The following is a 12,210-nucleotide window of genomic DNA, read 5'->3' on the forward strand; positions in this document are numbered from 1 at the left end:
AAGAGCTCAAACGGTTCAGGAATCGCGGCGCAGGTCCGGCGGAATCGGCAGATCCTTGAGCGGCTCCGGCGCCTTGCCCTTGCCCGCCCGGTGCTGGCGAATCTGGTACACGTAGGCCAGCACCTGGGCCACGGCCAGGTACAGGCCAGCCGGGATCTCTTCCTCGAGCTCGGTGGAGTAGAAGATCGAACGCGCCAGCTCAGGCGATTCCAGCACCTGGATGTTGTGGGCATTGGCGATTTCGCGAATCTTCAGCGCCAGGAAATCGGTGCCCTTGGCCAGCAGCGTCGGCGCATTGCCCTTCTCGGGGTCGTACTTGAGCGCCACCGCATAGTGGGTCGGGTTGGTGATGATCACGTCGGCATCGGGGATCGCCGCCATCATGCGCCGCTGCGACATCTCGCGCTGCAGCTGGCGAATACGCTGCTTGACCTCCGGCTTGCCCTCGCTGTTCTTGTACTCGTCGCGCACCTCCTGCTTGGTCATCAGCAGCTTCTTGTGCGACTGGTACAGCTGCAACGGCACGTCCACCAGGGCAATCAGCAACAGGCCGGCGGCCATCCACAGGGCACTCCAGCCCACCACCTGCACGCTGTGGATGATCGCCTGCTCCAGCGGCTCGTTGGCAATGGCCAGCAGGTCGTCACGGTCCGACGACAACACCACCAGCGCCACGATCAGGATCACGAAGAACTTCGCCAAGGCCTTGAGCAGCTCGGTCAGTGCGTTCAGGGAAAACATGCGCTTGATCCCCGACAGCGGGTTCATGCGGCTGAACTTGGGCGCCAGGGTGCCGCCGGCAAACAGCCAGCCACCCAGCGAGATCGGCCCGATGAAGGCCACGATCAGCGCCACCAGCAATACCGGCTGCAGCGCCATCAGGGCCATCTTGCCCGAGGCCAGCAAGAAGGTGCCCATCGAGCGCTCGTCGATCAGCGTGTCGCGCGACAGGGTGAAGTTGATGCGCATGATGTCCATCAGCACTTCGGCCAGGCCACCACCGAACACCAGCAGGCCACCGGCCCCGGCCAGGGTCACCACCACCGTGTTGAGCTCCTTGGAACGGGCGATCTCGCCCTTCTCGCGGGCGTCCTTCTTCTTTTTCTCCGTGGGGTCTTCTGTCTTGTCCTGACCGCTTTCGCTCTCTGCCATGCTCAGCTCGCCCTCGCCAGCTCACGCAGCCACTGCAGGGCCTCGGAGGCCAGCGCCTGGTAATGGGAAAGGATGTCGGCCAGGACAACCCAGAAAATCCCGAGCCCCAGCACCAGGGTCAACGGGAAACCGATGGAGAAGATGTTCAGCTGCGGCGCTGCACGGGTCATCACGCCGAAGGCGATGTTCACCACCAGCAGCGCGGTGATCGCCGGCAGCACCAGCAGCAGCGCCGCGCCCAGCACCCAGCTCAGCCGCCCGACCAGGTCCCAGTAGTGGTTGACCATCAGGCCGGTGCCCACCGGCAAGGTGGTGAAGCTCTCGGTGATCACCTCGAACACCACCAGGTGCCCGTTCATCGACAGGAACAGCAGCGTCACCAGCATGCTCAGGAACTGGCTGACCACCGCCACGTTGACGCCGTTGACCGGGTCGACCATGGAGGCGAAGGCCATGCCCATCTGGATGGCCACCACCTGCCCGGCCACCACGAATATCTGGAAGAACAGCTGCAGCGACAGGCCGAATACCGCACCGATGAGGATCTGCTCGGCAATCAGCAGCAGCCCGCTGAGCGACAGCGGATTGACTTCGGGCATCGGCGGCAGGCCCGGCACCACCACCACGGTGATCGCCAGGGCCAGGTACAGGCGGATACGCCCCGGCACCATCTTGGTCCCGATGATGGGCATGGTCATCAGCACGGCGGCAATGCGAAACAGCGGCAGGATGAAGCTCGCCACCCAGGTGGCGATCTGCGCATCGGTCAACTGGAGCATCGCGCGCTCAGCCGATCAACTGGGGGATGCTGCCGTACAACGACAGGATGTATTCCATGAACTTCTGCACCAGCCAGGGCCCGGCCACGATCAGCGTGATCAGCATCACCAGCAGGCGCGGCAGGAAGCTCAGGGTCTGTTCGTTGATCTGGGTGGCGGCCTGGAACATGGCCACCATCAGGCCCACCAGCAGGCTCGGTACCACCAGCACGGCCACGATCATGGTGGTCAGCCACAGCGCATCGCGGAACAGGTCGACAGCAACTTCTGGGGTCATGTTGTTCTCCTCGGCGCGCTAGACGCCACCGAAACTGCCGGCCAGGGTGCCCATGATCAACGCCCAGCCATCCACCAGCACGAACAGCATGATCTTGAACGGCAGGGAGATGATCAGCGGCGACAGCATCATCATACCCATGGCCATCAGCACACTGGCCACCACCAGGTCGATGATCAGGAACGGGATGAAGATCATGAAGCCGATCTGGAACGCGGTCTTGAGTTCGGAGGTGACGAAGGCCGGTACCAGGATGGTCAACGGCGCCTCGTCCGGCGTGGCGATATCGGTACGCTTGGACAGGCGCATGAACAGGTCGAGATCGCTCTCGCGGGTCTGCGCCAGCATGAAGTCCTTGAGGGGCACCTGGGCCTTGGCCACCGCGTCCTGGGCCGACAGGGTCTCGGCCAGGTACGGCTGCAGGGCATCCTTGTTCACCCGGTCGAATACCGGCGCCATGATGAACAGGGTCAGGAACAGCGCCATGCCGGTGAGGATCTGGTTCGACGGCGTCTGCTGCAGGCCCAGGGCCTGGCGCAGGATCGAGAACACGATGATGATCCGGGTGAAGCTGGTCATCAGGATCACGAACGCCGGAATGAAGCTCAGCGCCGTCATGATCAGCAGGATCTGCAGGCTGACCGAGTACTCCTGCTGCCCATCCGCCCCGTTGGACAGGGTGATCGCCGGAATCGACAGCGGGTCGGCGGCCAGGGCCAGCGGCGCTGCGAACATCAGCAGCAGGGTCAACAGCATGCGCAATGCGCCCATCACGACTTGTCCTTTTGATCCTTGCCCAGCAGCTCCATCAGGCGCTGGGCGAATTCGGGCGTAGCCTGGCGGGCGCTGGCCGGTACCTGCACCGGCTCGGCCAGCACATGCAACGCGGTAAGGCTGCCCGGCGTATGACCGATCAGTATCTGTTCGTTGCCCACCTGCACCAGCAGCAGCCGATCACGCGGGCCGACCACGCGCGTGCCGACGATCTCGATGACCTGCTGGCCACGCGGCGTCACGTTCTGCACCCGGCGCAGCAGCCAGGCGAGAAAGAAGATCAGGCCCAGCACCAGCAACAACCCCAGCACCAGACGGCCCAACTGCCCGCTGGCACTGCCGGCTGCTGCCGTGGTCGCCGCGGCTGTCGTGGCCGCGGGCTGTGCCGCCAGTGCCAGGTCGAGCCAGAGCAGGCCGACCCCGGTCAGCCCCGCTTGCAGAAGACGCTTCACTCAGCGCAGCTTCTTGATGCGTTCGCTCGGGCTGATCACGTCGGTCAGGCGGATGCCGAACTTCTCGTTCACCACCACCACCTCGCCGTGCGCGATCAGGGTGCCGTTGACCAGCACGTCCAGCGGCTCGCCGGCCAGGCGGTCCAGCTCGATCACCGAACCCTGGTTCAGTTGCAGCAGGTTGCGGATGTTGATTTCGGTGCTGCCCACTTCCATCGAGATGCTCACCGGAATATCCAGGATCACGTCCAGGTTCGGGCCGTCCAGGGTCACTGCATCGTTGCCCTTGGGCGAGCTGCCGAATTCTTCCATCGGCAGGCGGTTGGGCGAGCCGGCACTGCTGCCGCCGTCAGCCGCCAACAGCGCGTCGATGTCGGACTGGCCGGCGTCGCCGGTCTCGCTCAGGGCTGCTGCCCACTCATCGGCCAGGGCCTGGTCTTCCATGGAGGTGATATCGTTTTCGTCAGCCATCTTGTCCTCGACGGGGCAATCAATTCGGAGTTAAAGCCAGGGTACCGATCAGCGGCGCTCGATCGGCTCGGTTACTTGCAATGCCAGCGTGCCCTTGTGCGAGCCCAACTTGGCCTTGAACGACGGTACGCCATTGGCGCGCAGTACCAGCTCGTCCGGCAGTTCGACCGGGATCACATCACCCGGCTGCATGTGCAGGATGTCGCGCAGGCGCAGCTCGCGGCGTGCCACGGTGGCGCTGATCGGCACGCTGACGTCCAGCACGTCTTCGCGCAGGGCCTTGATCCAGCGTTCGTCCTGGTCGTCCAGGTCGGACTGGAAGCCCGCGTCGAGCATTTCGCGCACCGGCTCGATCATCGAGTAGGGCATGGTCACGTGCAGGTCGCCGCCACCGCCATCGAGTTCGATGTGGAAGGTGGACACCACCACCGCCTCGCTCGGGCCGACGATGTTGGCCATGGCCGGGTTGACCTCCGAGTTGATGTACTCGAAGTTGACCGGCATGATCGCCTGCCAGGCTTCCTTGAGGTCGACGAAGCACTGGTCCAGCACCATGCGCACCACGCGCAATTCGGTGGGCGTGAACTCGCGACCCTCGATCTTGGCGTGACGACCGTCACCGCCGAAGAAATTGTCCACCAGCTTGAACACCAGCTTGGCATCGAGGATGAACAGCGAGGTGCCGCGCAACGGCTTGATCTTCACCAGGTTGAGGCTGGTGGGCACGTACAGCGAGTGCACGTACTCACCGAACTTCATCACCTGCACGCCCCCCACTGCCACATCCGCCGAGCGGCGCAGCAGGTTGAACATGCTCACGCGGGTATAGCGGGCGAATCGTTCGTTGATCATTTCCAGGGTCGGCATGCGCCCGCGCACGATCCGGTCCTGGCTGGTCAGGTCGTAGCTCTTGATGCTGCCGGGGTCGGCGCCGCTATCGGTTTGCACCAGCCCGTCGTCGACGCCGTGCAGCAGGGCATCGATCTCATCCTGGGACAGCAGGTCCTGCATGGCCATCTTGGGCTCCTACTGCAATACGAAATTGGTGAACAGCAACTGGTCGATCACCAGCTTGCCGACTTCTTTCTGGGCCACTTCCTGCACGCTGGCGGTGGCCTTCTGGCGCAGCATCTCCTGGCCGACCGGGGTCGCCAGGGAGTCGAACGGCTGGCCGGAGAAGAGCATCACCAGGTTGTTGCGGATCACTGGCATGTGCACTTTCAGCGCATCCAGCGCAGCCTGGTCGCGCCCCTGCATGGTGATGCTCACCTGCATGTAGCGCTGACGACCGTTCTGGTTGAAGTTGACGACGAAGGCTGGCGCCAGCGGCTCGTAGATGGCCGCAGGCCTGACGTTGCTGACGGTTGCCGGGTCGACCTGAGGTTTGCTGTCGCCCCTTTGCAGGAAGAACCAGGTGGCGCCCACCGACAAGCCGATGGCCAGCAGCAATGCCAGCACCAGCAGCAGGATCAGCTTGAGTTTGCCTTTTACGGCGGGGTCTTTCACTGCTTCGCTCTTCGCCATGCCAATAATCCGTCACTCACAAGAGGTTTGTCCCACATGGCGAGGGTTGAGCAAGTGTTATGCCAGATTTGCGGGCCACACCGGCCCGATTGAGGAAGGCGACGAACGCAGGGGCAGATTCATCCGTGAAGGGCTGGGCAGCCGCCCCGCAACCGCCCAGCCCTACCCGTGCAATCAGGCGTAGAAATCGACCGCGCTGGACCCCAGCACCACCGGTCGCTCCACGGGCTGGGCCGCCGCGTCGGCGTCGGCCTCTTGGCCGCCCGCGCCTTCATTGCGACGCGCGGCCACGCCGCTGAGCTTCGAGGTGCGGTCCTGCGAGCCCTGCTGCTGCTCGCGGGACTGATCGGCCACGTTCACGTCAGGTTGCGCCAGGCCCTGTTCGGCGAACATTTCCTTGAGCCGGCTGGCCTGGTTTTCCAGCGCTTCGCGCACCACCACGTTGCCACTGGTGAAGGTGATCTGCGCCTGCTGCTCGGGTGTCATGTGCACGCGAATGTCCAGGCGCCCCAGCTCGGCTGGCTCCAGCTTGATTTCAGCCGACTTCAGGTTCTGGCTGGACAGGTACATCACGCGATTGACCAGGCCCTCGGTCCAGCCACCCTGGTGCATCGCCAGCGGCTGGTTCAGCGGCATCGCCACCGGCACCGCATTGGCGGTCTTGGGCGTCGCAGCCTGGGTCAGCGCGCTGAGGCGCTCGGCAAAGTCATCGACACGGGTATCGCTGGAGGCGCCCTTGAGGTCCTTAAGGCCGTCATCGAGCAGATTGCTGAAGCCCTTCTCGCCCGGCTCGCTGTCGCCCGGATCGGCCTGACGCGGGTCGAGCATGGCCGCCAGGGTATTGACGGCAGGCTGGCCCTGGGTGGCTTCGGGTTGCGCCGTGGCCGGCTTGCTGGCATGGGCAGAGGTGGTGCCCTGGGCCTGGGCGTTCTGCTCCAGAGCCAGGCGCAATGCCGGCAGGTCCTCGAGCACGTCGCCGGCCGGGTCGAAAGCGGGTTCTTCCGGGGCCGGTGGCTGCGGCGCGACGGCCGGGGCCTGCACCTGGGCCTGCAACTGTGCGGCAGCCGCCTGCACCACTGGGGCCACCGCTTCGGCCTGAGCCTGGATCAGCTGTGCACCGGCCTGGGCGTCAGTAACCTGACCCGCCACCAGGCTCGAATCGAGCAGTTGAAGGTCATCGGCAACTGGCGTCGACTCGTCCGATACCGGCTTCTGTTCAGGCAATGAATTGCCGCTGTCGGCAACAGTGCGCTCCTGATCGGTCGCCGTCTTGCCGGCATTTGCCGCCCCGGCTGCAACGCCCGCCTTGTCGGCATTGGGCACATCCGCCTTGGCCGGCAGCTTGTCGCGGGACTGATCGGCATACACCTTGGAGAAGCCCGCAGCCTTGTCATTGGCGACCTGGGGCACCTTTTCGGGCGCTGGCGCAGCCGTGCGCGAGGCCTTGGCCACGGCGGACGGTTGCAGCAGCGGGTTTGAAGCGACAGGCATGGGAAGGGTCTCCACTACAGAAGCGCGAACTTGAATAGCGAAGAGACTGCAAGAGTCGCGCCAGGTTTGCGCTACACAGGATGCCTGGCCGCCTGCGGCGACACGCGCTCCAACTCGGCGACATAGAAGGGACGCACTTCGAGGTACTCGCACCTGATCTGGCTGATCAGGTCCTCGATGCCGTGTGCCGGCTGCTCCATCACGCGCACTTCCAGCTGCCGACACAACTCGGCCAGGTCGGTGGCGCCCATGTTGCTGCAGCTACCCTTGAAACTGTGGGCAGCCTCACTCAGCTGCCGGGGGGAGCGGGCGTCGCGCAGTTGCACCATGCGCTTTTCGCAATCGGCCAGGAAGGTCTCCAGCAACTCGGCATACTGGCTACCCATGACCTCCCGCAACTCGCCCACTACCTTGTTATCGATACGCTGATCGGACACTTGCTCACTCCTTGATCAAGTTCAATTATGCCAGAGCCACCCAGGCGAACTCCACGCGGGCCCTGCGCCCTCCGTCGGCCCATTCGGCGTGACGGCTCAAACGCCGGATCAGGCTCAGGCCACGCCCGCACAACCGCTGCTCCAACACCGGTCGGGCCAGCACTGTACCCACATCGAAGCCACTGCCGCTATCTTCGATCTCAATCACCAGACGCCCGCCACCCGCTACGGGTTCAACCTGAAGGTGCAAGCGTATGTAACCCTCCTGCAATGCCTGCAGGCGTCGGCTGCGCTCCTGATAATAGGCGGCAAACCCCTGGGCGTCGCGCTTGAGGGCCGAGTCGAGGGCCAGCACACCGTGCTCCAGTGCATTGGTGTAGAGCTCGTTGAGCACGCTGTGCAGCGCACCGCTCTGGGGGCGCAGGCCGTGTATTTCCTGCAGTACCTGCAACAGATAGGGCAAGGGGTTGAAGCGTTTGAGGGTCTGCGCCCGAAACTCGAACGACAGCGACCAGTCCAGCGGGCTGGACTGGCCGCTGTCCGAATACACCAGCGGCGGCGGGGCCAGTGTCTGTGGCTCGACCACACTGATCTCGAGCATGCTGACATCGTCGCGGGACTGGCCGCGAAAGTCTTCGAGCGCCTGCAGCACATCCTCGAACAGGTGCTGCGGCGCACGGTTGCGCGCAAACACCTGGCGCAGGCGTTCCACCCCGAACAGCTGCTCATCCTGGTCGCAGGTATCCACCACCCCATCGGACAGCAGGAACAGGCGATCCCCCAACGCCAGCGACACCACCTCGGGGTGCTCGTCGAAACGCTCCGGCGCCAGCACCCCCAAGGGCAAGTGCCGCGACACCAGCGCCTGGGGCTCGCCACCGGCCGCGGGCAGCAGGTAGCCGTCCGGCATGCCGCCGTTCCATACCTCGACCAGGCGCCGCTCAAAACTCAGGCTGAGCATCATTGCGCAGCAGAACATGTCGACCGGCAGGATGCGCTTGAGCTTGGCGTTCATCTCGCGCAAGGTTTCGGCCAGGCCGTAGCCCTTGGCGGTCATGCCGTAGAACACCTCGGCCAACGGCATGGCGCCCACTGCAGCCGGCAGGCCATGGCCAGTGAAGTCGCCAAGCAGCACATGCATTTCACCGGTCGGCGTGAACGCCGCCAGCAGCAGGTCGCCGTTGAACAGCGCATAGGGAGATTGCAGGTAGCGGATGTTCGGCGCATTCAGGCACCCCGAGTGCGTGACCTGATCGAACACCGCCTTGGCCACCCGCTGCTCGTTGAGCAGGTGACCGTGGTGGCGCGCCAGCTCGTCGCGCTGCTCCAGCACGGTCGCCTGCAGGCGACGCAGGCGATCCATCGCCTTGATCTTGGCGGCAAGGATCACCGGGCGATAAGGCTTGGGCAGAAAGTCGTCGCCACCAGCCTCCAGGCAACGCACCAGGGCCTGCTCCTCACTCAGCGAGGTAAGAAAGATGATCGGCACCAGCGCCTGGCCAGCCATCAGCTTGATCTGGCGAGCCGCCTCGAAGCCGTCCATCACCGGCATCAGCGCGTCGAGCAGCACCAGTTGCGGACGCAGCTCGGCAAACAGCGCCACTGCCTGCGCACCGTTCTCGGCCGTGATCACCGAATGCCCCTGCTCGCGCACGATGCGCGCCAGCAACAGGCGGTCGGTGGCGCCATCTTCGGCAATCAGCACGGTCAGCGACGACTGCTCGTTCACGAGGTCGCTCAAGTGATCTCGAACAGCTTGTCGAAATTGGAGATGGCGAGGATCTTGCGAACGTCGGAGCTGGCGTTGATCACCCGTATATACGCATCGTCGCCGCCGGCGTGGTCACGCAGCAGCAGGAGCATGCCCAGGGCGGAGCTGTCGAGATAGGTGGCGTCCTTCAAGTCGACGACCACGCCCTTGGAAGGTACTGGCTCGCGCTCGTAGCATTCACGAAACGCCTGGTGCTTGCCGAAATCGAACCGTCCCTTGACCCTGATCGTCAGGCTGTTCCCATCCGGCGATAGATCGTGCTCCACGGCCATATGCTCGACTCCTTCGATCATGGCGATTGCAGACACCACAGGTTTAGCAGCCCGCCCGCCCCTGGGCAACCTGCGCCGACCAATGCCGTGCTAGAAGCGATCGTGGCGCGGCAATCGCTGGGACAATTCGTCGAGCAGCTTCTGCTCGCGCTTGTCCTCGAGCATGCGGGCTTCATCGCGGTAGCGCTGTACCAGCTTGCGCAGGCCCTCGACCCGGGCGTAGGCCTGCTGCCAGGTGGCCCGTGCGTTGTTGAGGTTGGTCTGGTGCCACACCAGGCTCTGGTGTTGCTGGGCCACGGCGGTGTCCAGCTGGCTGAGAAAGCGCTGATAGCCCAGCAGCCAGCTGCCTGAAACGCCCTGGCCGCCCTTTTCCATCCACTGGTTCTGGTACTCGCTGCGAAACTGGTCCAGTTCCCGGAGCTTGGTTTCGGCCATGCTCACCTGCTGCTGGAAATGCCCGAGGCGCTGCACAGCCTTGCGCTCGGCCTCCTCGGCCATCTCCACCACCGGCACCAGGCGCGCGGCACGACTTGGCAGGGCCATCGGTTATCAGCCCGAAGCCGCTGGGGCGAACACCGCCGCCAGTTCATCGCGGCTCTGCTCATGGCTGACGTTTTCATTGAGCCCCTGGCGCAGGTACTGCACCAGCTTGGGTTGCAGGGAAATCGCCAGGTCCGTCTCGCGGTCGCCGCCAGCCACATAGGCACCCACGCTGATCAGGTCGCGGCTTTGCGACAGGCGCGACCAGAGCTGCTTGAACTGCTGGGCCTGGGTCATCTGCTCGGGGCTGACCACCTGCGGCATGACCCGGCTGATCGAAGCCTCGATATCGATGGCCGGGTAATGCCCCTCTTCGGCCAGGCGCCGGGACAGCACGATATGGCCGTCGAGTACGCCCCGCGCGGAGTCGGCAATCGGGTCCTGCTGGTCGTCGCCTTCGGACAACACGGTGTAGAAGGCGGTGATCGAGCCACCACCGGCCTCGCCGTTGCCGGCGCGCTCCACCAGCTTGGGCAGCTTGGCGAACACAGAAGGCGGATAGCCCTTGGTGGCTGGCGGCTCGCCGATGGCCAGGGCGATTTCCCGCTGGGCCTGGGCGAAACGGGTCAGCGAATCCATCAGCAACAGCACGTTCTTGCCCTTGTCGCGAAAGTACTCGGCGATCCGCGTGCAGTACATGGCGGCGCGCAGGCGCATCAGCGGTGCATCATCGGCAGGGGATGCCACCACCACCGAACGCTTGATGCCCTCCTCGCCCAGGATGTGCTCGATGAACTCCTTGACCTCGCGCCCCCGCTCACCGATCAGCCCCACCACGATGATGTCGGCCTCGGTGAAACGGGTCATCATGCCCAGCAGCACACTCTTGCCCACGCCGGTACCGGCGAACAGGCCCAGGCGCTGGCCACGGCCCACCGTCAACAGGCCATTGATGCTGCGAATGCCCACGTCCAGCGGCTGGCTGATGGGGTCGCGGTTGAGTGGGTTGATGGTGGGGCCGTCCATCGGCACCCAGTCCTCGGCCTTCATCCCGCCCTTGCCATCCAGCGCCCGGCCGGCACCATCCAGCACGCGACCGAGCATGCTCATGCCCATCGGCAGGCGGCCGCTTTCGGCCAGCGGCACCACCCGCGCACCGGGCGCGATGCCGGCAACGCTGCCCACCGGCATGAGAAATACCCGGTCACCGGCAAAGCCCATGACCTCGGCCTCGACCTGCACCGGATGGTAGCTGTCGTCGTTGATCACCAGGCAGCGGCTGCCGACGGCAGCGCGCAGGCCTTCGGCCTCCAGGGTCAGGCCGACCATGCGCAACAACCGCCCCTCCACCACCGGCTGCGCCGGCAGGCTTACGGCCTCGGCATAGGTGCCCAGGCGCTTGCCGAAGCTGGTGCGGTCAAGGCGCATCGGGCGTGGCCTCGCGGGTGCCCGCGTCGCCAGCAAGGTCGACGTGCAAGTCTGGCGCGGCAGGGTGCAGGCCCTGGTCATGCAACTGGTCGAACAACTGGGTCATGGCCTTTTCGATGCGGGTCTCGACGGTGGCGTCGATACGGCTGTGCAACGTCTCGATGCGGCAACCACCGGGCAACAGGGCGTCGTCTTCGAGCAGGCGCCAGTTTTCCTCATGACGCTCGCGCAAGGCCTTGGCCAGCTCGAAGTCCTGCGGATTGACATGAATGCGGATGTTTTCGGCGCCCATCGGCAGCAGCTTGAGGGCCTCGCGCAGCACGTGAGTGATCTGGCTGGAGTCGGTTGCCAGCTCACGCCCGATCACCTCGCGGGTGATGCGGCTGACCATGTGCACCAGGGCCTTCTCGATCTGGTTGTCCTGCTCGGCGATCGGGTCGAGCAGGTGGCCCATCAGCTGCTCCAGGCTCGCCAGCTTGGCGCTCAGGGCCACTTCGGCCTCCTGGCGGACCTTGAGCTGGGTGCTGTGAAACCCTTCGCGCTCGCCGGTGGCAAAGCCTTCGTTGTAGGCTTCCTGGCGAATGCTTTCGAGCTCTTCGAGGGTCAGCGGCTGGACTTCTTCCAGCGGCACTTCTTCGACTTCCTCGACGATTTCCGGCTCGGGTTCGGGCTCGGGTTCCGGCTCCGGGTCGAAGCTGGGCAGCGCCCAGCGGTCGAAGCCCTCGACGTCGCGGGCGGGGATCAGTTCACTCAGGTGCTCGTTGGTCGACATGATTCCACGCGTTCAATTGGGTAGGCGCCGGGGTGGTCGGCGATGCGGCCGCCAGGCACCGGCGGGTACCGCGTTGAGGCATCCGCCGGCAAGGCCGGCTCCTGTGGAGGAGCCGGAACCGGCGAACGGC

At 64.8% G+C, this 12,210-nt stretch carries 15 protein-coding genes; all 15 read right to left on the bottom strand.

The window, feature by feature from the left end; all coding sequences use genetic code 11:
* Positions 1 to 15 precede the first annotated feature (15 nt).
* Positions 16 to 1,152 (bottom strand): flagellar biosynthesis protein FlhB, encoded by a 1,137-nt coding sequence (gene flhB, locus DN387_RS17830; RefSeq protein WP_054915626.1) that lies wholly within the window; start codon positions 1,150 to 1,152, stop codon positions 16 to 18.
* A gap of 2 nt (positions 1,153 to 1,154) precedes the next feature.
* Positions 1,155 to 1,931: a flagellar biosynthetic protein FliR gene (gene fliR / locus DN387_RS17835; RefSeq protein ID WP_054915627.1), complete on the bottom strand. Its 777-nt coding sequence runs from the start codon at positions 1,929 to 1,931 to the stop codon at positions 1,155 to 1,157.
* A gap of 7 nt (positions 1,932 to 1,938) precedes the next feature.
* Positions 1,939 to 2,208 (bottom strand): flagellar biosynthesis protein FliQ, encoded by a 270-nt coding sequence (gene fliQ, locus DN387_RS17840; protein ID WP_043861818.1) that lies wholly within the window; start codon positions 2,206 to 2,208, stop codon positions 1,939 to 1,941.
* Between the two features lie 18 nt (positions 2,209 to 2,226).
* Positions 2,227 to 2,979: a flagellar type III secretion system pore protein FliP gene (fliP, locus tag DN387_RS17845; protein WP_054915628.1), complete on the bottom strand. Its 753-nt coding sequence runs from the start codon at positions 2,977 to 2,979 to the stop codon at positions 2,227 to 2,229.
* The gene (fliO, locus tag DN387_RS17850) at positions 2,979 to 3,380 is read right to left on the bottom strand and encodes a flagellar biosynthetic protein FliO (protein WP_229590456.1); all 402 of its coding nucleotides are present in this window, start codon (positions 3,378 to 3,380) and stop codon (positions 2,979 to 2,981) included. Before fliO ends, fliP begins: the two co-directional genes overlap by 1 nt.
* A 54-nt stretch (positions 3,381 to 3,434) precedes the next feature.
* Complete coding sequence (gene fliN, locus DN387_RS17855) at positions 3,435 to 3,905, bottom strand: flagellar motor switch protein FliN (protein ID WP_043861815.1); 471 nt, start codon at positions 3,903 to 3,905, stop codon at positions 3,435 to 3,437.
* 48 nt (positions 3,906 to 3,953) lie between these two features.
* On the bottom strand, positions 3,954 to 4,922 hold the full coding sequence (fliM, locus tag DN387_RS17860; protein WP_043861814.1) for a flagellar motor switch protein FliM: 969 nt from the start codon (positions 4,920 to 4,922) through the stop codon (positions 3,954 to 3,956).
* Positions 4,923 to 4,931: 9 nt separating this feature from the next.
* Positions 4,932 to 5,429, bottom strand: a complete 498-nt coding sequence (fliL, locus tag DN387_RS17865) for a flagellar basal body-associated protein FliL (protein WP_054915630.1) — start codon at positions 5,427 to 5,429, stop codon at positions 4,932 to 4,934.
* 174 nt (positions 5,430 to 5,603) lie between these two features.
* Positions 5,604 to 6,920, bottom strand: coding sequence for a flagellar hook-length control protein FliK (locus tag DN387_RS17870; RefSeq protein ID WP_254506153.1), 1,317 nt, complete (start codon positions 6,918 to 6,920; stop codon positions 5,604 to 5,606).
* 71 nt (positions 6,921 to 6,991) lie between these two features.
* The gene (locus DN387_RS17875) at positions 6,992 to 7,357 is read right to left on the bottom strand and encodes an Hpt domain-containing protein (RefSeq protein ID WP_043861811.1); all 366 of its coding nucleotides are present in this window, start codon (positions 7,355 to 7,357) and stop codon (positions 6,992 to 6,994) included.
* A 25-nt stretch (positions 7,358 to 7,382) separates the two neighbouring features.
* Positions 7,383 to 9,098, bottom strand: coding sequence for a fused response regulator/phosphatase (locus tag DN387_RS17880; RefSeq protein WP_054915632.1), 1,716 nt, complete (start codon positions 9,096 to 9,098; stop codon positions 7,383 to 7,385).
* Positions 9,095 to 9,400, bottom strand: coding sequence for an STAS domain-containing protein (locus DN387_RS17885; protein ID WP_043861809.1), 306 nt, complete (start codon positions 9,398 to 9,400; stop codon positions 9,095 to 9,097). The genes DN387_RS17880 and DN387_RS17885 overlap by 4 nt, the downstream gene beginning before the upstream one ends.
* A 90-nt stretch (positions 9,401 to 9,490) precedes the next feature.
* Positions 9,491 to 9,943: a flagellar export protein FliJ gene (gene fliJ, locus DN387_RS17890; RefSeq protein ID WP_043861808.1), complete on the bottom strand. Its 453-nt coding sequence runs from the start codon at positions 9,941 to 9,943 to the stop codon at positions 9,491 to 9,493.
* A 6-nt stretch (positions 9,944 to 9,949) separates the two neighbouring features.
* A complete protein-coding gene (fliI, locus tag DN387_RS17895; protein ID WP_043861807.1) occupies positions 9,950 to 11,308 on the bottom strand; it encodes a flagellar protein export ATPase FliI in 1,359 nt (452 codons plus the stop codon).
* The gene (gene fliH / locus DN387_RS17900) at positions 11,298 to 12,080 is read right to left on the bottom strand and encodes a flagellar assembly protein FliH (RefSeq protein WP_054915633.1); all 783 of its coding nucleotides are present in this window, start codon (positions 12,078 to 12,080) and stop codon (positions 11,298 to 11,300) included. The genes fliI and fliH overlap by 11 nt, the downstream gene beginning before the upstream one ends.
* Positions 12,081 to 12,210: the final 130 nt, after the last annotated feature.

Source organism: Pseudomonas sp. FBF18, from assembly GCF_024261405.1.
Lineage (GTDB): Bacteria > Pseudomonadota > Gammaproteobacteria > Pseudomonadales > Pseudomonadaceae > Aquipseudomonas > Aquipseudomonas palmensis.